Here is a 23,065-nt window from a genome sequence, read left to right as displayed (position 1 = left end):
TTTTCAAATAAATTTTGTTTTGATGAAATATATGATCAAAAACAACCATCCTGCGATCAAAAATAAACCACCGATAGGAGTAACCGGACCTAAAAATCTGAGGTTTATATTCCAGTGTTCGGAGAATGACAGAAAATAGATACTGAAAGAAAACAGGAATACTCCCGCCATCATACATATCGCCGACCATTTTTCGAGCGAAGAAGTAAAAGACAGGAACAGGCCGATTACCAGCAGTACAATAGCGTGATACATCTGGTAGCGGACTCCTGTTTCAAAGCTGACCAGCTTTTCTGCCGGTAATATATCCTTAAAGGCATGAGCGCCGAAAGCTCCCAGTATGACCGAGAGCATTCCGTATATCCCTGCTATGATTAAAACGAGTTGTTTCATTGTCTATTGTTAATGGGGGTATAATCGCGAATATCTGCCGCATTCTTGTATGCCGGACGGATAATACGCTTCTGTTTGAAATTCAGCTCTTCGATGCGATGGGCGGCCCATCCCACGATACGCGCCATTGCGAAAAGCGGGGTGAATATTTCCTGGGGCAATCCGATCATATCATATACAAAACCCGAATAAAAATCGACATTGGCGCACACCTGCTTATTCACATTTTTGCCTTTCTTTTCCATGAAATTGTAAATGGCTCTTTCTTCGAGCAGGCTCATAAAATTGAATTCGGCCTCCCTGCCTTTTTCTCTGGCCAGATCACGTGCCATTTCTTTCAGTAATACGGTGCGGGGATCGGATATTGTGTAGATAGCATGTCCCATACCATAGAAAAGCCCTGTTTTATCATAAGCTTCCTTGTTGAGTATTTTCAGGATGTATTCATCCACTTCTTCCACACTCGTCCAGTCTTTTACATTTTTCTTAATATTCCTGAGCATATCCACAACTTTGAGGTTTGCTCCACCATGTAGCCGTCCTTTCAGGGAACCGATTCCCGCGGCAATAGCAGAATATGTATCTGTACCGGTAGAACTGGTTACGCGCACTGTAAATGTGGAATTATTACCTCCCCCGTGATCGGCATGTACCATTAACGCAAGGTCGAGTATTTTTACGTCGAGTGGCGTATAGTGATGTCCTTTCATCATATACAGAAAGTTTTCGGCTAGCGACAGGTTTGGTTGCGGATGCCTGATATGTAGCGACAGTCCTTTGCTATGCCTCAACGCGTTATGGGCATAGGCTACAATGGTGGGGAATGTGGCCACGAGGTTGAGCGACTGTTTAATCAGGTTTTCTGCAGCCGTGTCATCAGGGTTTTCATCGAAAGTATATAATTCCAGTACACATCGCGACAGGTAGTTCATTATATCGTTACCTACCAGATCGAGTATATGCATCACAATTTTAGGATTCAGATCCATTGTTTTACTCAATAGTGACGAAAAATCAGATAATTCCTGTTTGTTTGGCAAATTCCCCGAAAGGATAAGATATACCACTTCTTCAAATCCGAGCCTGTTTTCTTTCTGTGCACCACGCACAATGTCTTCCAGGCTTATTCCCCTGTACATCAGCCGGCCGGGGATAGGATAGGTGCTTCCGTCCTCGTTTCGTTCATATCCTACTACGTCGCCTACTTTGGTAAGTCCCACCACAACTCCTGTGTGGTCTTCATTACGTAGTCCGCGCTTTACATTGTGCTTTTGAAACAATTCATTTTCTATACTGCACGAATTGGTAACCGTACCGGCTATCCGGTTTACTATAGGGTTGTTATTTAATCTTTCCATAGTATATTTATCTTTCTTTGTTAAATACTAAATCACAGTTCATTTCCACTTTGTTAATCTCAGCTCCCAGGCTTTCATAAAATTTTATGGCCGGATGATTCCAATTTGATACTTGCCAGCGTAGCCTGTTGCAATTTTCCAATTTGGCCAGTTCCGTAATTTTATTGATAAGCATAGTGCCGATACCTTGCCCACGGTATTTTTCTTTGACATACAAGTCATCCATATATAAGGATTTGCCAACCCATGTATAGTAAGCATAAAAATAAGTGACATAACCAGCTAAGCTGCCTGCTTCATCACGCGCAACGAAGCCGTTCAGGTACTCCTTCTCATTTTTCATCTTCTCAACAGAATTGATCATGCTGCCAGGTAATCTTTCGAAAGTGGCAAATTCCTTGAATAGAAATACCAGTTCTTCAAAATCATTTTCTGCAATGGGTTGTAATATTATGTTCATTAATCTTAATTTTCAGTTTGCCAGTTATATTCCATTCTGAGAGATATTTTTTCGGCTTCATCAAAGCCAAACAAATCTTTTACAAATGAAAGAGCCATGTCTATTCCTGCGCTGATCCCTGAAGAAGTATAATATTTATCGTCTTTTATCCATCTTGCGTCATCATCCCATAGCACTTTGTCCGAACTTGTTTTTACCCAGTCCATGGCACGTTTGTTTGAAGTAGCCTTATGGGTATCCAATAGGCCTGTTTTGGCAAGTAATGCACTCCCTGTACATACTGTGAGTACATACTTGCTGTTTTCTGCAATTTTTTTTATCGCATTCAGAAGTTCCGGATTATTTATTTCTATTCTTGTCCCCGTTCCACCTGGTATAAAAAGTACGGATGCTGCAGTATTTTTAATGTCTTCAATTTTTTTTGTTGCAATCCTGATATTATCGTTGTTAGTGATAATGCCTCCATTCAAAGAAAAATAATCCAAACGAAATTTTTCTACTTTTCCAAACACTTCGGCAGGCCCGAAAACATCCAGGGTTTCGAAGTTGGGGAAAAGTATAATATTTATTTCCATATACTTAAATTATTTTCTCTTCATATAATTCAGTGCGCTTCCGGCTCTGAACCATTCTATCTGCACTTCATTGTAAGTATGTGCTACTTCAAATAAATTCTTTGAACTGTCTTTATGGATCAGTTCAACTATAAGGTTCTTACCGGGTTTGAAATCATTTAGTCCGAGAATACTTATCTTGTCGTCTTCCTTTATTCTGTTGTAATCATCCTTATCGACAAAGGTAAGAGCCAGCATTCCCTGTTTTTTCAAATTTGTTTCGTGAATACGGGCGAATGATTTTACAATGATTGCTTTCACATTCAGAAAGCGGGGTTCCATGGCCGCATGCTCACGCGATGAGCCTTCCCCGTAATTTTCTTCTGCTACCACGATCGAGCCGAGTCCTTCTGCTTTAAATTTACGGGCTAATTTAGGAACTGCCGTATATTCTCCGGTTTCAGGATCGAGAACAGCGTTTGTTTTTTCATTAAAAGCATTTACGGCACCTATCAGCATATTATTTGAGATATTATCGAGATGTCCGCGAAAACGCAGCCACGGGCCGGCCATCGATATATGGTCGGTTGTACATTTCCCTTCTGCTTTTATCAATAAAGGCTGGGCGATGATGTCTTTTCCATTCCATGCAGGAAAAGGTTTCAGTTCTTGCAGGCGTTGCGAATCAGGAGCTATTGTGATTTCAATTTCCGATCCATCAGCGGCAGGAGCCATGTATCCCGATTCTTTATATTCAAAGCCATTGACAGGCAATTCATATCCTTCCGGCTCCTGTAATTTTACGTTTTGGCCATTTTCATTTACCAGTGTATCAGTCATTGGATTAAAGCACAAGTCTCCTGCGATACTCAGGGCTGCTACTATCTCGGGTGATGTTACAAACGCATGTGTATTCGGATTGCCATCGTTGCGTTTAGCGAAGTTCCTGTTGAACGACGTCACGATAGAATTAGGACGGTCTGGATTATCTGTTTCACGCTTCCATTGACCGATGCAAGGCCCGCAGGCATTCGCCATAATGGTTGCTCCGGCTTCTTCAAACACGGGAAGTATCCCGTCACGTTCGGCGGTATAACGTACCTGTTCCGATCCCGGATTGATAATGAATTGTGCTTTTACCTTTATATGTTTGTTTTTCGCATCCTGAACAATTGATACAGCACGCGAAAGGTCTTCATAAGATGAGTTAGTGCATGATCCGATCAGTCCTACTTCCATTTTTTGAGGATAACCTTTTTCTTTTACTACTTTGGCAAATTCGGATATAGGGTGAGCCGCATCGGGTGTGAACGGGCCGTTTACATATGGTTCCAGTTCCGACAGGTTTATTTCGATCAGTTCATCAAAATATTTATCAGGATTGTTTACAACTTCAGCATCTGGTTGTAAATATTCCAAAATGTTATCCGCTATTTCTGCTACATCGGCCCTGCCTGTTATTTCCAGGTATTCCGACGATTTTTTGTCGTAGGGGAAGATCGACGTTGTGGCACCTACCTCAGCACCCATATTACAGATCGTACCTTTCCCTGTTGCAGAAAGAGAAGCAGTACCTTCACCGAAATATTCTATAATGGCATTCGTTCCGCCTTTTACAGTCAGTATTCCTGCCAATTTAAGGATAACATCCTTAGGTGATGCCCATCCCGATAGTTTTCCTGTGAGTTTTACCCCGATCAGTTTCGGCATTTTCAATTCCCATGGCATGCCGGCCATCACATCTACAGCATCGGCTCCGCCCACACCGATGGCAACCATGCCGAGTCCTCCTGCATTTGGGGTGTGGGAGTCAGTGCCTATCATCATTCCTCCGGGGAAAGCATAATTTTCTAGTACTACCTGATGGATAATTCCTGATCCGGGCCTCCAGAATCCGATTCCGAACTTATTAGATACGGCGCTTAGAAAGTCATATACTTCTTTATTTGTAATTTCGGCTGTATTCAGATCTTCCTTTGCCGATTTATATGCTTGTATCAGATGGTCGCAATGAACGGTCGATGGTACAGCTACTTTTGTCCTGCCCGAGTTCATTAACTGGAGCAATGCCATCTGAGCAGTAGCATCCTGCATGGCCACCCTGTCAGGCGAGAAATTAACATAATCTACCACCCTCTTGTAATCTTTCAGTGGTTCGTTTTCCGACAGGTGGGCATATAGTATTTTTTCGCTTAATGTCAACGGACGGTTAAGCTTTTTTTGGGCTTTCTCTACTTTTGCTGGGAAAGTATCATAAAACTTACGGATCATTTCTATGTCAAAAGTATTACTCTTCATTCTTTTAATATGTTTTTAGTTAATTCCAAATTTCAAAATGTAACAAAAATAATAAAAATATTTTGAGATTTGCTGTGATATATATCACAATCCCGATTGTTGTGTAAGATAAAGCGAAGAAATGGTGTTAATTGGATAGTCTGAAAATACCCTGTGCTTTGCTCTGGTAAATAAATTTCTATACTTTAGTCCTATATTATTATAACTCATATCTAAAAGATTATGTTTATGAGTGATAAAAAAATAAGATGAAAATTCTCAGAAATAATCCTGAAACTGTGAAGAAAAAAGAACTCGGGAAATTATTGAATAAGCGCTTTTGTGAAATTATGGGAATAGAAGAAAAAGAATTATACAAAATACGCCTTTAGCCTAAACCCTCAATTCTTAAGAAGTTATATAAAATGATATAAATAGAATGTGCTCATTTTATATGTTTTATATTGTTGATTTATATTGCATATTTAATTCGCTGAATATCTTTCTCTTAGAATAAATTTAATTTGTTCTGCTGAACAATAATTTATGCCTATTGTTTAGTTAAAAAAATAAACAAACTCACAGTTGTATAAATATTTTGGAAATGAGAAGATATTCAGAAAGGATAGTTTTGGTATTGTGTATAAGTTTTTTGTCTTTACCTATATTATCCCAGGTTACTATAGGTATGGGAGAAGCACCTGCCAAGACAGCATTATTACAGATAAAAGACCAGACGGCCGATGGAGAAAATATAACGAGTAAGACCGGAGGCCTTTTGTTACCGCGTGTTTCTCTGGTAAATCTGAAGACTTTACAACCATTTATGGAAACAACAGATCCCGGATATGTTGATGAGAAGAAAAATAGTGTAGGGCTTTTTGTTTTCAATATTGCAAGATTAGAAAGTGATAGTATATATCCCGGCCTCTATTACTGGGATGGTGAACAATGGGATATGGTTCAGGTGCGGACAGGAGGCAGTGGTGGTGATAATGAGATTCCGTCGGTAGAACCTCCGGTGGATGACGTGGAAGATCCTGCTGCTTTAAAGTTATCAAATTGTTATATTGTTAATCCGGGAAAAACCGTAGATATACCTGTGTCAAAAGCTTATGCCGTATGGAGACAAAAGTTGAATACCGATTTGGGTAATATAGGCACCGGCCTTTCGGTTGAGTTACTATGGCAGGATCGTAAAGACCTGATCTCGGAGGTAAAGCTTGCAGACGGGGATCAGGGCTTAAAATCTGAAATCCGTTTAACGACCAACTCTTCCAATTTTATGGGAAATGCAGTAATCGCGCTAAAAGTGGGGAGTTACATCGCCTGGAGTTGGCATATTTGGGTGGCAAATTATGATCCGACAGATACTGACAGCCAGGTTGTATCTAATGGCTATACATTTATGGACCGTAATCTGGGGGCATCTTATGTAGACAAAGGTGTCGTTGGTTCTAAAGGTTTGCTTTATCAATGGGGAAGAAAAGATCCGTTCCCAAATTCATCGACAACTACAGGTGAAGAAGAAAAAGAAATTTATGATATTGATAATAACCCCGTAGCAATATCCAAGGTAGATGTGTCTACACTGGCATTAGTGGCTAATAACCATATACAAAGTTCTATATATAATCCGAATGTATTCTATTATACATCAGCAACTAACGGAGACTGGTATACCGACGATAGGGCATATAAAAATGATAACCTTTGGGACGATGAGAATAACCTTAAGGCTCCGTACGATCCTTGTCCTCCGGGTTGGAGAATGCCCAGGACTAGCGATCCGGTTTCAAGTTCACCATGGCAAGGCTTAGCCGGGCAGAATTTTGTTCTGGGAACGGGAGCAGATTTTCCTGATGCCGGATATTATCCTGCTGCCGGATACAGGTCTTCCACGAGCGGAGAATTGACCAATGTGGGTGATGGCGGATATGTGTGGATGGGAACCACTAAGCTTGAAGAAACATCTTCTTATTTACTATTATTTGAACCATATACATTGCTTCCTGCTCAATTGGCTCCCAGAGCAAGAGGAGCATCGGTAAGGTGTGTTAAAGAATAAGACACTATTTTAAGAATGTAAAGGGTACGGATTTTTTCTGTACCTTTTTTATTCTATAAACTATTACTGTTTTTTAGGGAACAGGACTGGTGTTTTGTTAAACCCTCAATCCTTAAAAAAGTCAAAGAGATAAAAGAAAATACGCAATTCTGGAGTATTTTCTTACTTTTGTATTTCTTAAAACTATTATTGCATGAGAAATTGCTTAATTATATTTTTCTTATTATTCACAACTTTAACGACTTATGCACAACCATCCTCTGAAAAACTGATACGGCAGGGTGTGGCGTTACATGATAAGGGGCGCTATAAAGAAGCTATAGCCTGCTATGAGGAGGCGTTGAAGGTAAATCCTTCCTCGATGTCGGCTGTATATGAAATGTCGTTGTCATATCTGCATCTGAAAGATTATGATAAAGCGCTTCGTTACAGCACGCGGGTCATTACCGCCAATTTTCAACCATTGCTAGTGGATGCTTATATTGTAAAAGGAACGGTACTTGCCAACCAGAATAAGATTGCCGATGCTATTAATCTGCTGAATGAGGCAGTAGAAAAATGCGGAGATGAATACCTTTTGCATTTCAATCTGGGTTTGTGTTATTTTAATGGAAAAAATAATAAAATGGCAGCCCAGCATCTTCGCAAGGCTATTGAGATAGATGCTACACATGCCAGTGCTTTCCTCTTATATGCTTATGCCCTGAATGATTTGGGCCAATGGTTGCAAAGTTTCTACTCTTTCCATTTCTTCCTGTTGCTCGAGCCCAATACAGAGCGATCGAAAGATGCCTTTGGCGAGATGCTCGACCTGCTGAATGCAAATTATGACAGCCAGCCGGCTAAACTGGAACCGGAAAGTGGTGTGGACAGGCACAAAATATACGAAGCAATTAAAAGAATACGTACAAGTTCGACTGAGCCTGCTGCACAGTATAAATTTTATGAAGAAGCATCAAAAACTATATTTTTCCAGTTGGGACAATTGCAGGACGATACTCAAACCGGGCTGATGTGGTTTTTCTTTGTGCCGACTTATGATGAAATACTGGGTTCGGGACACTTCGAAACCTATTGCCGCTATGTGAGTGTTTCATATTTTCCCGAGTCGCTGGAATGGTGGGATAAAAATAAAACCCAGGTCGATAATTTTATAGAATGGTTCGAAAGCGGACAGAGTAGTGCGGACGAGGACGCTGATTTCGGAGACGATTCCGACTTGTAGCGACCCGGTAAACCGATAACGATAGAAGTAAATGTTACAGGAAGCAGAGAATAAACTGGTAGAAAGGTTACACAACGAAAAAACACAACAGGCAGCATTTGCCGAACTGGTAAAAGAGTTCAGCGAACCTTTGTATTGGCAGATACGTAAAATCGTTTTAAGCCATGATGATGCCAATGATGTTTTGCAAAATACTTTTATTAAGATATGGACAAGCATTGATAATTTCAGGGGAGACTCAAAATTATCCACATGGCTGTACCGGATTGCTATAAATGAATCGATTACTTTCCTTAATAAACAACGTTCGGCTAATAATGTATCAATGGACGATGTTGATTCGTTTCTTGTATCCAAACTCGAAGGAGATGAATATTTTGACGGCGACGAAGCACAACTTAAACTCCAGAAAGCAATATTGACACTTCCCGAGAAGCAGAGGATCGTGTTCAATCTGAAATATTTCGATGAAATGAAATATGAAGAGATGTCCGAAATATTGGAAACCTCTGTAGGTGCGCTTAAAGCATCATATCATCATGCTGTAAAAAAAATTGAAGAATTTTTATCAACAGATAATTAAACCTTTTTTAGTAACTTTAGTCTATATATCAGACAGAGTTTAATAAGTAATATTATGTTGGATAATTTAAACAAGAGCAAAAACCCATTTAAAGTACCTGAAAACTATTTTCAGAACTTTAATGCTGAAATGATGGATAAGCTTCCGGCCAAAGAAAATGTTGCTGTGAAGAAAGTTCCATTGTGGAAAATGGTTATTCCGTGGACAGCGGTTGCCGCAGCCTTTATCGGGGTACTGTTTCTGACTGGTGTCTTTAACCGCAATACAACATCCGATCCAACAATCGTTATCGCTGAAACAGATAACACAAATGATCCATCCATTGTTTTATCTGAAGAGGAAGATATTTTTTATGCATTTTTGGAGGATGAAGTTCTAAAGGCTCAGTACAAAGAAATGATGTACAATTGATAGGAAAGGAATAATATTATTTAAAAACAGCATGTTATTGGGGTATCTTCAGCATGCTGGCTTTGTGTGTTTGGCAAATAAATTTTTTAGTATATGAAATCGAAAAATATTCTGATATTAACATTGTTGATCAGTTTTGTTTTTTCTGTAACAGTCGGTGCTCAGGATAAGCCTAAAAGAAGCTTTGATGTAGAGGCCCTGAAAAAAGAGAAAGCGGAATTCCTCAAAAAAGAATTGAATCTGACAGATGCAGAGGCGAAAGCTTTTCTTCCTTTAGAATCTGAACTGACAGAAAAAAAATTCGAAATCTACAGGGATGCACGTATTAAAACCCGTGAGCTGAGAAGGAAAAAGGATAAAACGGATGCCGATTTTCAGAAAATAACACAGGCCAATCTCGAAGCTGAACGGAAGGAACTGGATCTGCAGGTGGAATATTATAAAAAGTTCAATAATGTACTCCCTGCCGAGAAAGTTGAAAAATACAGGGCTGCCGATATCAAATTTAAAGAAGCGGCATTGAAGCGCCACAGAGAACAACATCGTCATGGAGAAAACAGAAATAAATAAGAGTCTGATTTAAATATTTATCAAAAAGTTTGTTTTCTATCCGAAAATATATACTTTTGTTTTCTGTAAAGAAATAGTTATGAAAAATAATATGCATCATCATCATTTTAATTACTCGCCAGATGGTAAGTAATATATATTGATGTGCATAAACAGGATATATAACAAGAGCTTACCTTGCAGAGGTAAGCTCTTGTTTTTTTAACTAAGATATATAAGAAAGAGTGTTCTTTGATAATTTATATGGTCGTTTTCTTTGTTCATTTTGGCATTGCCCAAAACGAACCAAAAGGCTAGTGCTGGTTTACCGCCGACCTGACATTGGCTTTGCCGGCTAAACGGGCTGAACTCGCCTCCGGCTCAGACAGCACCCCGTTTTACGCCGTCTTCAGCCGTCAGGTGCCCGGCTTGCAAACCTATGCACGGGAAGCTGACGCACTCGTGGCTTTGCCCGGTGGCATTAGACCGTAGTGCTGGGCACCCATCAGGAGAAAGGGGCGTGAAATTAAAAGCGTCCGGCAGGACAATCTTTTAATTTAGCCCGTGAGCCTGTAACGGGTAGCACGAAGGACGAGCCACCAAAGCGTTTTTGCATTCTTTTGGGGCTTTGGCCAAAAGAATGGCAAACAATCTGTGATTGTGCGCAGTAAAAACGACCTGTTAAAATATATAATTTAAAACTAAAACATATAATTATGGTATTAAGAATTGCAGTACAATCGAAAGGCAGACTTTTTGAAGAAACAATGGAGCTTCTGAAAGAAGCCGGAATAAAACTGAATAATATCAGACGGACCTTACTGATTCCGGCAAAAGATTTTCCGGTAGAAATTCTTTTTCTAAGGGACGATGATATTCCCCAGGCTGTGGCTACAGGTGTGGCTGATATAGGTGTGGTCGGAGAAAATGAATATGTGGAAAAGAATGAAGCAGCTGATATAGTAAAACGCTTAGGTTTTAGTAAATGCCGTCTTTCATTAGCTATTCCTAAAGATGAAGAATACAGCGGGGTTAAATGGCTCGAAGGGAAGCGGATCGCTACTTCATACCCTCACATACTGACCCAATACCTGAAAAAACAACAAGTAAATTCCGAGATACATATAATTACCGGATCGGTGGAGATTTCACCCAGTATCGGTCTGTCTGACGCAATATTCGATATTGTAAGTTCAGGAGGAACTCTGGTTAGTAACCGGTTGAAAGAAGTCGAGGTTGTGATGCAATCCGAAGCATTATTAATAGCGACAAAGCAGCTTTCTCAGGAAAAAAAAGCTATCTTAGACGAATTGATATTCAGAATAGAAGCCGTACAAAGTGCAGAAGGGAAAAAATATGTACTATTGAATGCCCCGGAAGATAAACTGGATGAAATTTTCGATATTCTGCCCGGAATGCGTAGTCCTACGGTGACTCCACTGGCAACTAAAGGGTGGTGTTCGGTTCAGTCGGTTGTCGAGGACAAACGTTTTTGGGAAGTAGTCAGTAAACTTAAAGCTTGCGGGGCTGAAGGAATTATTGTATTACCAATTGAAAAAATGATTTTATGATAGAAGTTACAGATGATATTACACTATATCCTCTTTCGGTAGATGATATTTTTAAGATTTTCAATACGTTGAATGAGGAACGGGAATATATGCGCGAATGGTTACCATTTGTCGATACCACCCAGGACGCAGAAGATACGGGAAATTATGTGCGCTATGTGTTGCAAACCGGGGAACAGCAGTTTACCATATATTACAAGGATAAATTTGTCGGTTTGGCAGGTTTCAAGGATGTGGACAAAGATAATCATAAGACTGAGATTGGCTATTGGTTATCCCAGCATGCTCAGGGTAAAGGTATCATGACACAGACTGTGCGGAGACTACTGGAATATGCTTTTGATGAAATGGAAATGAATCGTGTGCAGATAAAAGTTGCCATCAACAATAAGAAAAGCCGGAACATACCCGAAAAATTGGGGTTTGAAGTCGAAGGTATCGAGCGGGACGGCGAGTTGCTGGTTGATAATGAATATACAGATATTGCAGTGTATAGCCTATTAAAAAGAGAATATAAGAAGTAGACCTATGCAGATTATAAAATATCCGGAAAGAAATCAATGGGAAAGTATCCTCGAACGTCCGACTTTCGATTTACAGGCTCTTTACGACAAAGTAAATAAGATACTTGCCGATATAAAGAACAGAGGCGAAGCTGCTGTTTTCGAATACAGTGAAATGTTCGACAAAGTCCGGTTGCAGGATTTGTCGATCTCGGAGCAGGAGATAAGAGCTGCGGAAAGCTTAGTGGCAAACGACCTGAAAGACGCTATCCGTAAGGCGAAAGCAAATATTGAACTCTTTCATAAAAGCCAGAAGTTCGAATCAAAGAAGATCGAAACTACACCCGGCGTCACCTGTTGGCAAAAAGCAGTGGCTATAGAGAAAGTAGGACTTTATATTCCGGGAGGTACAGCTCCTTTGTTCTCGACGGTTTTGATGCTTGCCCTTCCCGCTAAAATAGCAGGTTGCAAAGAAATAATACTTTGCTCACCTCCAAATAAGGAAGGAAAAATTCATCCGGCTATACTTTTCGCAGCAAAAGAAGCCGGAGTGAGCAAAATATTTAAACTGGGAGGAGTGCAGGCTATCGGAGCAATGGCTTATGGCGTAGTTAGTCCTAAGGTATATAAGATCTTCGGGCCGGGTAATCAATATGTAATGGCAGCCAAACAATTGGTTAGCATCAGCGATGTCGCTATAGATATGCCGGCCGGGCCTTCGGAAGTACAGGTAATAGCCGACGATACGGCAAATCCTGCGTTTGTCGCAGCCGATCTGCTTTCTCAGGCCGAACATGGTGCCGACAGTCAGGTAATACTTACTACTACAAGCGAATCTTTTATTTTACAGGTACAGGATGAGGTGGACAGACAACTTGCAGAACTACCCCGTAAAGAAATTGCAGAAAAAGCATTGAGAAACAGTAAACTGATTTTGCTGAAAGATAATCGGGATATTATTGATATGACAAATCAATACGCACCCGAGCATCTGATTATCGAGGCTTCCGGTTATATGGAGATTGCCGATAAGATTGTAAATGCCGGTTCGGTATTCTTAGGAAATTATACACCTGAAAGCGCGGGTGACTATGCTTCGGGAACAAACCATACACTACCGACAAATGGTTATGCTAAGGCGTATAGCGGTGTAAATCTCGATAGTTTTATTAAAAAAATCACTTTTCAGGAGATATCTAAAGAAGGAATAAATAACTTAGGGCCTGCTATTGAAATAATGGCGGAGAATGAAGAATTATTCGCTCATAAAAATGCTGTAACATTAAGATTGAAAGACTAATGGATTTTAAAGTAATAGGTTACAAAACACCGGAGTACGAACAGATGGTTTCTCTTCGCACAAAGATTCTAAGGAAACCTCTTGGTATAAGTTTTTCTGAAGACGATCTGGAAAGGGACAGAAACGATCTGTTGTTGGCCGCTTATTTTCCTGGATCGGATCAGATGGTAGGGTGTTGCATTTTAACGCCATTATCTGATATTACGATCCAGTTGCGCCAAATGGCAATCGATGACTTTTACCAGGGAAAAGGCTTAGGAAGTGAATTGTTACAGTTTGCGGAGCAGGTAGCTGCCGACCGTAATTTTGAATATCTTTACCTCCATGCCCGTAAAGTCGCAGCCGATTTTTACAAAAAACATGGCTATACAATAGAAAGCGACCAGTTTACGGAAGTGGGGATTCCTCATTATGAGATGATAAAAAAGCTATAAAACAAACACACTATGAAAACTACATTTAAAACTGCCATTGCATTAGCAATGGTGTGTATTTTGACCTCATGCGGAGGCAAACAGACTTCTGGAAATAACAGAGAGGTGGAAAACGATAGAGCCTTAGCCGAAAGTAAAAGGATATCGGATAGTCTGGCGCTTGTCTATGCCGAAAAAGAAAAAGAAAGACTGGCTGCCGAAGAAAAGAAAAAACTGGGACATAATATCGGTGATACAATTCCTTTTGGCAGCCTGCAAATCGTTGTGCATGAAGTCGAGAAAAGGAAAGTAGATGCAGGGTCGAACGCCCGTTATAATTCGGTTGTAGGAAAAGGTAAGCCTTTCGGTGTCATGATGAAAGTATCCATAACCAATACCGGAAATGCGGCGAAAGAGTTACCATTTACATATTTTCAGGAAGAAAAGCGACGGAATAATAATTCTTATTATCAGGAACAACAAATGCCGATCTGGGCTGCCAGTCGTTTTTGTTATACGGAAAATAAAAAATCATTGGTAAAGGATTTCTTTATAAAACCGGGCAAAACAATGACGATATGGTGTCAGGCTACAGGATATGGTGCTTCTACAACTCTTTGTTTTGTCGAAAAAGATACGGCAGAAGTAGATAAACAGTTGGAAAAAATGGCCAGTAGGCATGGCGGAGAATTTATGGCTATAATAACAGAAGATTACAATGGCTTATTAGCTAAAGTAAACCTGAAAGAAGCCTTACAAAAGAAAACAGAAGAATAATATAAAAATATGGGAAACGAAAAACAAGAGGTATTAGATATAATATCTGGATACATTGATATTACGCTTACCCCTTTTGGCAAACCACAGAGAGGTGTGATCGATGTTGAGAAACGGGATCCGATGTATGACGGCAATGGAGTGGTCTACATGCTTTCTATATTCGAAAAGGGCGAACTTGTAAACAACCGTATCGGCACATATATGGTGTTACTGAATAAGGGTGACCAGGCAGGATTTCATGAGCATGGAAGCAAAAAAGAACAGGAGCTTTATGTTTTGGTGCATGGCGAGGGTGAATATATTGAACGTGAAGGGCTGGACAAGGTAACCCGCCGCTTTAACCTGAAAAAAGGTAACGTAACATCTATACAGGGTGATGGTAATTACCATTCGATAATCAATACGGGCAACGAGCCGCTGATAATCTTTGTGGTCACTACTTACGAAAAATAATCTTTAACAGAGTTCAATATTTTTTATTACTGATAAAGACTGATTTTTAACAATTATCGTTACTTTTAAGGAATTAACTGATTGTCAAACTAAAATCTGTTTTATCATGAGTAAGAGAATATTGATGCTGGCAGGCGATTTCGTAGAAGATTATGAAGTAATGGTGCCATTTCAGGCATTGCTGAGTGTAGGGTTTCATGTGGATGTGGTATGTCCAGGAAAGAAATCGGGAGAACAGATTGCAACGGCAATCCATGATTTTGTAGGTTTCCAGACTTATGCGGAACTGAGAGGGCATAATTTTACGCTCAATAAAAGTTTCGATGCGGTGAAACCGGAAGATTATGCAGGGCTTTATATTACAGGTGGACGTGCGCCTGAATATATTCGTCTCGATCCGAAAGTGATAGGATATACACGCTATTTCTTTGAAAAGAATCTGCCTGTGGCGGCCGTTTGTCATGGTATACAGGTACTTACTGCTGCAAATGTGGTGAAAGGCCGTACATTGACATGCTATGTGGCTGTAGGGCCGGAAGTAACCCTTGCCGGAGGAAATTACAAAGATGTACCTGCCACCGAGGCTGTAACAGACGGAAACCTGACAACATCGCCTGCATGGCCGGGGCATCCGGCTGTACTGAGGGAGTTCTATAAATTACTGGGAGTAAAAATTGAATGTTTTAAGTAGCGAGAGCAGAATTAAAGCTTGCTTTGAATTATGCCGAGTCTCGCAAAACAACAAATATATTTGATATATAAAGTATAAGGTATAGTAAATGGGCAGCTGCAATACCTTATAGAGAATTGCAGCTGCTTTTTTATTGAATAAAATGAGCTTACAACAATTAGTCCGCAGAAACGTATGGAATATGAAGCCTTATTCATCCGCCCGCGATGAATTTAAGGGAGAGGCTTCGGTTTTTCTCGATGCTAACGAGAATCCACTGAACGATAAGTATAACCGCTATCCCGATCCGTTGCAATGGAAATTGAAGGAAAAGATAGGAGAAGTAAAAAATATCCATCCTGAAAAGATATTCCTGGGTAATGGTAGTGACGAACCTATCGATCTTGTTATCCGTATTTTTTGTGAGCCTCGTGTTGATAATATTGTCGCCATCGATCCTACCTATGGGATGTATCAGGTGTGTGCCGATGTAAATGATGTGGAATATCGTAAAGTTTTGCTGGATGAAAATTTCGAACTTGATGCCCAGAAGCTACTGGATAGAACTGATGATAAGACTAAGCTGATATTTCTTTGTTCTCCCAACAATCCTACAGGTAACCTTTTGAAAAGAGATGAAATTAAAAAAGTGCTGGATTCTTTTCAGGGAATTGTTATTGTAGATGAAGCATATATAGACTTCGCATCTGAAGAAACATGGATCAGCAGTTTGGATAAATATCCGAATCTGATTGTGTTACAAACATTTTCTAAAGCTTGGGGGCTTGCTGCTGTTCGTTTAGGAATGGCTTTCGCTTCACCGGAAATAATTAAATTATTCAATAAAGTTAAATATCCGTATAATGTGAATATCCTTACTCAAAACTTTGTAAGCGAAGAGCTGGATAAACTGGAATTGAGGAAAGAGTGGATAAAAATCTTGCTTAATGGGCGGGATTATCTGAATAAAGAACTGGCTACCTTACCTTTTGTGGAAAAGATCTACCCGACTGATTCTAATTTTATACTGGTAAAAGTGGGGGACGCCAATGGTATGTATAAGCAACTGGCAGATAAAGGCGTAATTGTACGTAACCGTAATTCTGTTTCCCTCTGTGCAGGTTGCCTGCGTATAACGGTGGGGACGGATGAAGAAAACAGAGTATTGATAGAAACACTCAAACGGCTATAAATGAGGTGTGTTTGTTTTTTATTAATCCTTGTTGTATTGTCTTCCTGCCAGGAAAAAAGAAAGCAAGAAAGAGAGGCTGTAGGGAGAACTGTTGCTCCCGATTCTATTTCAACAACAGAACCAGATGTAAAAAAACTGGTAATAAATCATTGTGATAGCATATCTTTTCCGGAAGATATTTCTGTTGATATTGCACAAAAGATAGCTCCAATAACCAGAGGATGGTTTAAATATTACGGGTTGAAAATGACTGATTTTAAATATACCGGTTGCAATAATTTTGAACTGTATGATCGTTATTCTCATCCAATGGATTCTCTGGATACCAATTTGAAGACAGATGTCAAACGCAATATATATTCCTATTCCCCTGACAAAAAGAAATATATTGATATTTATTTTTATACCCATTATGATGAAAGGCGTAAAACTATTGTATTTGACGGAGAAGTAGACCAGCTGGTCTGGCTTTACGACCTGGAAAACAGGATGGGATATGTGATTCAGAGCTGGGGGCCATCGGGCGCTTGTGAAGATGTAGCATGGATTGATAATGACCGGTTCGTTCTTCTAGAAAATACATCTGATGGTTTGTTTATCATCGATATATTTGATATCCGAAAGAAAGTGATAGCAAGTTATACTTCAGAGTTGGAAGGAAAAGAATTTTATGGAGGCTATTATCTTTATAATGCAAAAAAGAAAGGTATTTTAGAACCAATATATGATTGAGAAATGAAAAAAAGAGCGTTATTTATCGACCGTGACGGAACACTCGTTATAGAACCCCCTATCGATTACCAGTTAGATAGTTTCGAAAAACTGGAGTTTTATCCTAAAGTTATTCGTAACTTATACTTTATCCGGAAAAATCTGGATTTCGAATTTGTAATGGTTACTAATCAGGACGGTTTGGGGACATCTTCCTTTCCCGAAGATACATTCTGGCCTGTTCATAACCTGATGATGAAGACATTCGAAACAGAAAGTGTGACGTTCGATGATGTACTTATCGATCGCAGTTTTCCCGAAGATAATGCTCCTACCCGCAAGCCCCGTACAGGCATGCTGGATAAATATATGACGGGAGAATATGATCTTGCAAATTCATTTGTTATAGGCGATCGTCTGACTGATGTGGAGTTGGCTAAAAATCTTGGAACAAAAGCAATATTTTTACAGGAAGATATTGAAGTACCTGAAGATTTGAAAACTGTCTGCATCCTGCAAACTACCGACTGGGATCAGATAAGTGAATTCCTCTTTGCAGGAGAACGCAAAGCGGAGGTGAAGCGTACAACGAAAGAAACAGATATTTATATCGCCCTTAATCTCGATGGAAAAGGTAAATGTGATATATCCACAGGATTGGGCTTTTTCGATCACATGCTCGATCAGATAGGAAAGCATGCGGGTATCGATCTGACGATAAAAGTAAAAGGTGACCTGAATGTCGACGAACATCACACCATAGAAGATACGGCTATTGCTTTGGGTGATGCTTTACATATAGCTTTCGGTGACAAACGGGGGATTGAGCGTTACGGGTTCTGTCTGCCGATGGACGATTGTTTGTGCTCTGTCGCCCTCGATTTTGGCGGACGTCCGTGGCTGGTATGGGATGCTGGGTTTCATCGCGAACGGGTAGGGGATATGCCTACCGAAATGTTCCTGCACTTTTTCAAGTCATTGAGTGATGCTGCCAAAATGAATCTGAATATAAAAGCTGAAGGTACAAACGAGCATCACAAAATAGAGGGTATCTTCAAAGCCTTTGCCCGTGCACTGAAAATGGCTAAAAAACGGGATATTTTCAATTATGAATTGCCTTCTACAAAGGGGGTAATCTGATCATAGGCATGCTTTATACAATAAATAAGGGCTTTACCGTGTTTTTATAGAAACATTAACAACTCATATTTTAATTTTTGTGTAAGTTTGCACCGATGAAAAGAAAAGTGTTAATTATATTTTTGTTTTTAGTATTTATCCTAGGCATAAAGGCGCAGGACAAGTACTACGAAGCACATACGAACAGGAATCCTAATACCGGGCAGATAATAGATCCGACAAAAGGAGATAGCCTGGGGTTTCCTACAGGAAAAAATATAATTGATACAGCCCAGACTATAGTACCCAGCATTTATGCATGGAAGATAACTCCCCGTTTGGGAGAACGGATCTTTGTCCCCCGGGATACACTTACCCAGAACTTTCACAATAGTATGCTGGTAGACGGCAAAAGTGTGGCCATGGGGTATCTGGGTAATATAGGTTCGCCGGCGCAATCCAAGATTTTCTTCGAAAGGCCGGAAAATTCCCGTTTTATGTTTCTTGATGCTATGTATCTCTGGCGGAAAAATCCGGAAGATCAGTATTTTCTGAACACAAAGGTGCCGTATACAAATATATTTTATCAGAGTGGAGGTGGTGGAGAGAGCCAGGAGCAGCGTTTTCAGGCAGAGATGTCTATGAATGCCGGAAAGAAACTGAATGTAGGTTTTGATTTTGACTACATCTATTCGCGTGGATTTTATAACTCTCTAGCTAACAAAGGAGTAAGCTATGATTTTTATGCAAGCTACATCGGTGACAAGTATAAAATGCATGCCTTTTTTCATAATAACAATTTTGTCATTCTCGAAAATGGTGGAGTCAGCGATACAACATACATCTCAAATCCCAATCATCCAAGCCTTGAAAGTATTTACACCGGAAAATCCCGTGATATTCCTACCCGTATGGAAGATACCCGCAACAAGATGCGGGGACGTCACCTGTATGTAACCAACCGTTACGACCTGGGGAACGATATGGAGCAATATCAGGTGAATGACAGTACTACCTCCTGGCGCAAGAAAAAAGATTATGTGCCGTTGGCCAGTGTTATCCTTACCACCCATTATACCGACCAGCGTCGGCGTATAACATCTAATTATGCGGGATTAAATAACGTTTACAGCCCCTCTATTGATATTGGGGATGAGGGTGTTGTAGAAAGTGCTACGGTGAAGTACATGGGTAATATCGACGACTATATGTCCTATTATTCTTTCAAAAACACATTGGCGTTAGCTATGAATGAAGGATTTCGTCCATGGGTAAAATTCGGATTGACTGCATTTATTGAATATGATAAGAGGCAATTTTCCATACCGGGGGCGCTGCCGGGGATATATGAGCGTAAAGAAGATGATGCAATGTATGTCGGTGGTGTACTGACAAAGGAAAAAGGAAGATATCTTAAATACAGGGCATCAGGACAATTTGATCTTAAAAACACAGGAAAAGACTTTAAACTGGAAGGTGAAATTTCTACACGTTTCTCTCTTTTTGGGAAAAATGTAGAAGCAAAAGCCGATGCCTATATAAAGAAAGTAAGGCCAAGTATTTTTCAGGAAAATTTTTCTTCTAAATACTGGAACTGGAATAAAAGCTTTTCTAGTACAGATCGTTGGTATGCTGGAGGAGAGATCGTCTTCCCTGAAACATCATTCTCCAGGACAAAGATCAGTGGAGGGGTGGAAAATATAAAGAATTATATTTATTACGGTGATGCGACATTGCAGAACAAATATAATGCTGTTCCTGTACAATATAATGACAATGTGCAGATTATCTCTTTACGGTTGGATCAGGACTTTACAGCAGGTATTTTTCATTGGGATAATCAGGTTGTATTCCAAAATTCCACAAAAGAAGAAGTTATTCCTTTGCCTCAATTGAGCGTCTATTCCAATATCTACCTGATGACAAAGATCGCTAAAGTACTCACTTTGCAGCTTGGCGCCGATGTACACTATCATTCCGAATATTATATGCCGGGTTACGATCCGTTGACCATGCAATTCTTCAATCAGCGGGAAATGAAGCTGGGCAATTATCCTCAGGTGAATGCATACATAAACCTGCATCTGAAATATACCCGCTTCTTCCTGATGATGTATAACGCGACAAAAGGCCTTATCAGTGATGATTCATTCTCTCTGTATCGTTATCCTCACAATCCTCGTGTATTGAAACTGGGTATCTCATGGCAATTTAATAATTGATCCACCATGTTGAAAAATAAGGCGCTCCTTACACTTATTCCTGTCTTTATCTGTGTTGTGGCAGCTATTTACCTGTTGTTCTCCGGCGATAATGAATCCCCGAAGGATTATATACAGATACAGAAAGCAGGTACATTGCGGATTGTCACCGACTATAATTCGGCGGGATACTATGTTTCGGGAGACACCATCGCAGGATTTAACCATGACCTGATACAGTTATTAGGTTCACAAATGCCTTTTAAAATAGAGATATTGCTTGAATCCAACCTCGATAAATGTATCGAAGGATTGGAGACAGGTAAATATAATGTAATGGCACGCAATATTCCAGTTACATCCGAACTAAGGAATGTATTACGTTTTACCGAGCCTGTCGCCCAGAACAGACAAGTGCTGATCCAACGTAAAAAAGAGTATAACAATGATATAGAGCCGGTAAGAAGCCACTTGGCTCTGGCAAAGAAAACATTGTACGTTCCGTTAAATTCGCCCGCCATACTAAGAATAAGGAACCTGTCGCACGAAATAGGTGATACTATCTATATTAAAGAAGATGAAACTTACGGTGCCGAACAACTGGCTTTGATGGTGGCTGCCAAAGAAATAGACTATGCCGTATGTGACGAAATGGTGGCAATGAAGGTCGCCAAATCGGTGCCGGAGATCGATTACTCCACGCTGATCGGTTTTACACATCTCGAAGCATGGGCAGTCAGTGATAAATCGCCAGTCCTGCTCGATTCACTCAATGCCTGGATCAATAGAGTAAAGAAAACTAAAGAATATAATATTATCTATAAAAAGTATTATAAATAGAAAAGAAGCAGTCGAGACGGCGACTGTCCAAAACTTTCAGAATCGCCCGATATTTAATTCCTGATTAAAATCTTTTTCTGAAAATTTTCATTGGTTTTTGACAAATTTTGCTTAAAATTGCAAACCAGACTTTGCAATGAAGCAAAAAATGTGTATCTTCGTCGGGTCTTAATTAAGGTATATTCCGTGGAATCATTTTTTCGTACACACAAGTATTTGGTAGAGCACCTCGAAGGTGTTATTCCCAGATTGCTGATGAGCCAGATTGACTGGTCGCAGCGATTGATAGGGATAAAAGGTACAAGGGGTGTTGGTAAGACTACCTTTCTGCTCCAGTATGCAAAACAGTTTTTCGATGTGAATAAGAGGGATTGCCTCTATATAAACATGAATCAGTTCTATTTCACGGTAAGAACGATCACTAGTTTTGCAGAAGAATTTGTCAGAAACGGAGGAAAGACACTTCTACTCGATCAGGTATTCAAATATCCCAACTGGTCCAGGGAATTGAGAGAGTGCCATGAACTGTTCCCTCAACTGAAAATTGTATTTACGGGTTCTACTGTAATGAAGCTGGGTGAAGACGAAGAAATATCATCCATAGTTTCGGTTTATAATATCAGGGGGTTCTCTTTCAGGGAATTTCTGAATATTATTTTAGAAAAAGATTTCAGGCCTTATACTATAGATGAGATTATAAATAATCATGAAGAAATAGCAAAAGAGATATGTTCCGAAGCAGAGCCACTGAAACATTTCTGGCCTTACAAACATCACGGCTATTACCCTTTCTTTCTTGAGAAAAGGAATTTTTCCGAAAATCTGCTTAAAACCGTGAATATGATGCTCGAAGTTGACGTGCTTTCTATAAAGCAGATCGAGATGTCATATTTGCCAAAGCTGCGGAAGTTATTATATCTATTATCACTGTCATCTCCCGGAAAACCGAATATCAGTCAACTGAGCGTCGATTGTGAGATTTCAAGAGCTACAGTGACCAATTATATGGAATATCTACGTAGCGCACGTCTGATAAATATGCTTTACAAAGAAGGGGAAGAATTTCCTAAAAAGCCGGATATGGTTTACATGCACAATACTAATCTGATGTTTCCGCTGAAGATGTCGGAAGTAAGGGAACAGGATTTGCGCGAAACATTTTTCTACAACCAGATTCACCACAGCGATTGCAAACTGAAAAAGGGAACTAAAGCAGGAATGTTTATTGTGGAAACCGAAAACAATAAATATAAATTTAAAATAGAAGGGAAGAAAAGCAGGGGTAAGAATAAGCCAGAATTGATGTATGCGGTAGCTAATCTCGAAACAGGTGAAAAGAATGTGATTCCTTTGTGGCTTTTTGGTTTTTTATATTAAAAAAGAAATCAACAGACGTAATATCTGTGTTATATACAGAGTAAATAAGTTCAATAC

24 protein-coding genes are annotated in these 23,065 nt (G+C 39.8%); 19 read left to right on the top strand and 5 right to left on the bottom strand.

Annotated features, from left to right (window positions below; translation table 11 throughout):
- Positions 1 to 3: 3 nt before the first annotated feature.
- From GGR21_RS10360 to GGR21_RS10340, 5 genes are read right to left on the bottom strand one after another with little or no spacing between them, the layout of a single operon-like run.
- The gene (locus GGR21_RS10360) at positions 4 to 393 is read right to left on the bottom strand and encodes a DUF423 domain-containing protein (RefSeq protein ID WP_183307144.1); all 390 of its coding nucleotides are present in this window, start codon (positions 391 to 393) and stop codon (positions 4 to 6) included.
- Positions 390 to 1,751 (bottom strand): citrate synthase, encoded by a 1,362-nt coding sequence (locus GGR21_RS10355; RefSeq protein WP_183307143.1) that lies wholly within the window; start codon positions 1,749 to 1,751, stop codon positions 390 to 392. The genes GGR21_RS10360 and GGR21_RS10355 overlap by 4 nt, the downstream gene beginning before the upstream one ends.
- Before the next feature lie 7 nt (positions 1,752 to 1,758).
- Positions 1,759 to 2,211 (bottom strand): GNAT family N-acetyltransferase, encoded by a 453-nt coding sequence (locus GGR21_RS10350; RefSeq protein WP_183307142.1) that lies wholly within the window; start codon positions 2,209 to 2,211, stop codon positions 1,759 to 1,761.
- A 5-nt stretch (positions 2,212 to 2,216) separates the two neighbouring features.
- A complete protein-coding gene (locus GGR21_RS10345; protein ID WP_183307141.1) occupies positions 2,217 to 2,786 on the bottom strand; it encodes a DJ-1/PfpI family protein in 570 nt (189 codons plus the stop codon).
- A 9-nt stretch (positions 2,787 to 2,795) separates the two neighbouring features.
- Positions 2,796 to 5,063 (bottom strand): aconitate hydratase, encoded by a 2,268-nt coding sequence (locus GGR21_RS10340; protein ID WP_183307140.1) that lies wholly within the window; start codon positions 5,061 to 5,063, stop codon positions 2,796 to 2,798.
- Between the two features lie 248 nt (positions 5,064 to 5,311).
- On the opposite strand from GGR21_RS10340, the gene GGR21_RS20970 reads away from it, so the two are divergent.
- From GGR21_RS20970 to GGR21_RS10250, 19 genes are all read left to right on the top strand, one after another.
- Positions 5,312 to 5,434, top strand: coding sequence for a hypothetical protein (locus tag GGR21_RS20970; RefSeq protein ID WP_262890053.1), 123 nt, complete (start codon positions 5,312 to 5,314; stop codon positions 5,432 to 5,434).
- Positions 5,435 to 5,646: 212 nt separating this feature from the next.
- The gene (locus GGR21_RS10335; RefSeq protein WP_183307139.1) at positions 5,647 to 7,110 is read left to right on the top strand and encodes a hypothetical protein; all 1,464 of its coding nucleotides are present in this window, start codon (positions 5,647 to 5,649) and stop codon (positions 7,108 to 7,110) included.
- Between the two features lie 193 nt (positions 7,111 to 7,303).
- Positions 7,304 to 8,335, top strand: coding sequence for a tetratricopeptide repeat protein (locus GGR21_RS10330; RefSeq protein WP_183307138.1), 1,032 nt, complete (start codon positions 7,304 to 7,306; stop codon positions 8,333 to 8,335).
- A gap of 31 nt (positions 8,336 to 8,366) precedes the next feature.
- Positions 8,367 to 8,918, top strand: coding sequence for an RNA polymerase sigma factor (locus GGR21_RS10325; RefSeq protein WP_183307137.1), 552 nt, complete (start codon positions 8,367 to 8,369; stop codon positions 8,916 to 8,918).
- Between the two features lie 54 nt (positions 8,919 to 8,972).
- On the top strand, positions 8,973 to 9,329 hold the full coding sequence (locus GGR21_RS10320; protein ID WP_183307136.1) for a hypothetical protein: 357 nt from the start codon (positions 8,973 to 8,975) through the stop codon (positions 9,327 to 9,329).
- A 93-nt stretch (positions 9,330 to 9,422) separates the two neighbouring features.
- A complete protein-coding gene (locus tag GGR21_RS10315; RefSeq protein ID WP_183307135.1) occupies positions 9,423 to 9,899 on the top strand; it encodes a hypothetical protein in 477 nt (158 codons plus the stop codon).
- A 695-nt stretch (positions 9,900 to 10,594) separates the two neighbouring features.
- On the top strand, positions 10,595 to 11,449 hold the full coding sequence (gene hisG / locus GGR21_RS10310) for an ATP phosphoribosyltransferase (RefSeq protein WP_183307134.1): 855 nt from the start codon (positions 10,595 to 10,597) through the stop codon (positions 11,447 to 11,449).
- Positions 11,446 to 11,973, top strand: a complete 528-nt coding sequence (locus GGR21_RS10305) for a GNAT family N-acetyltransferase (protein WP_183307133.1) — start codon at positions 11,446 to 11,448, stop codon at positions 11,971 to 11,973. Before hisG ends, GGR21_RS10305 begins: the two co-directional genes overlap by 4 nt.
- A 4-nt stretch (positions 11,974 to 11,977) precedes the next feature.
- Complete coding sequence (gene hisD / locus GGR21_RS10300) at positions 11,978 to 13,252, top strand: histidinol dehydrogenase (protein ID WP_183307132.1); 1,275 nt, start codon at positions 11,978 to 11,980, stop codon at positions 13,250 to 13,252.
- Positions 13,252 to 13,686: a GNAT family N-acetyltransferase gene (locus GGR21_RS10295; protein WP_183307131.1), complete on the top strand. Its 435-nt coding sequence runs from the start codon at positions 13,252 to 13,254 to the stop codon at positions 13,684 to 13,686. The genes hisD and GGR21_RS10295 overlap by 1 nt, the downstream gene beginning before the upstream one ends.
- A gap of 12 nt (positions 13,687 to 13,698) precedes the next feature.
- Positions 13,699 to 14,442 carry a hypothetical protein gene (locus GGR21_RS10290; RefSeq protein WP_183307130.1) on the top strand — a complete coding sequence of 248 codons (744 nt, stop codon included), beginning with the start codon at positions 13,699 to 13,701 and terminating at the stop codon, positions 14,440 to 14,442.
- A 9-nt stretch (positions 14,443 to 14,451) separates the two neighbouring features.
- The gene (locus GGR21_RS10285) at positions 14,452 to 14,898 is read left to right on the top strand and encodes a cupin domain-containing protein (protein WP_183307129.1); all 447 of its coding nucleotides are present in this window, start codon (positions 14,452 to 14,454) and stop codon (positions 14,896 to 14,898) included.
- 106 nt (positions 14,899 to 15,004) lie between these two features.
- Positions 15,005 to 15,589 carry a DJ-1/PfpI family protein gene (locus tag GGR21_RS10280; RefSeq protein ID WP_183307128.1) on the top strand — a complete coding sequence of 195 codons (585 nt, stop codon included), beginning with the start codon at positions 15,005 to 15,007 and terminating at the stop codon, positions 15,587 to 15,589.
- Positions 15,590 to 15,731: 142 nt separating this feature from the next.
- Positions 15,732 to 16,760: a histidinol-phosphate transaminase gene (hisC, locus tag GGR21_RS10275; protein ID WP_183307127.1), complete on the top strand. Its 1,029-nt coding sequence runs from the start codon at positions 15,732 to 15,734 to the stop codon at positions 16,758 to 16,760.
- On the top strand, positions 16,761 to 17,492 hold the full coding sequence (locus GGR21_RS10270) for a hypothetical protein (RefSeq protein ID WP_183307126.1): 732 nt from the start codon (positions 16,761 to 16,763) through the stop codon (positions 17,490 to 17,492).
- A gap of 3 nt (positions 17,493 to 17,495) precedes the next feature.
- Positions 17,496 to 18,611 carry a bifunctional histidinol-phosphatase/imidazoleglycerol-phosphate dehydratase HisB gene (gene hisB, locus GGR21_RS10265; protein ID WP_183307125.1) on the top strand — a complete coding sequence of 372 codons (1,116 nt, stop codon included), beginning with the start codon at positions 17,496 to 17,498 and terminating at the stop codon, positions 18,609 to 18,611.
- Between the two features lie 95 nt (positions 18,612 to 18,706).
- Positions 18,707 to 20,812 (top strand): putative porin, encoded by a 2,106-nt coding sequence (locus tag GGR21_RS10260; protein ID WP_183307124.1) that lies wholly within the window; start codon positions 18,707 to 18,709, stop codon positions 20,810 to 20,812.
- Between the two features lie 6 nt (positions 20,813 to 20,818).
- Complete coding sequence (locus GGR21_RS10255) at positions 20,819 to 21,631, top strand: transporter substrate-binding domain-containing protein (RefSeq protein ID WP_183307123.1); 813 nt, start codon at positions 20,819 to 20,821, stop codon at positions 21,629 to 21,631.
- 186 nt (positions 21,632 to 21,817) lie between these two features.
- Positions 21,818 to 23,008, top strand: a complete 1,191-nt coding sequence (locus GGR21_RS10250; protein WP_183307122.1) for an AAA family ATPase — start codon at positions 21,818 to 21,820, stop codon at positions 23,006 to 23,008.
- The last annotated feature ends 57 nt before the right edge of the window (positions 23,009 to 23,065 follow it).

It is taken from the genome of Dysgonomonas hofstadii, assembly GCF_014196915.1.
Classification (GTDB): Bacteria; Bacteroidota; Bacteroidia; order Bacteroidales; family Dysgonomonadaceae; genus Dysgonomonas; species Dysgonomonas hofstadii.
This window is presented reverse-complemented; position numbering and strand designations above follow the sequence as displayed.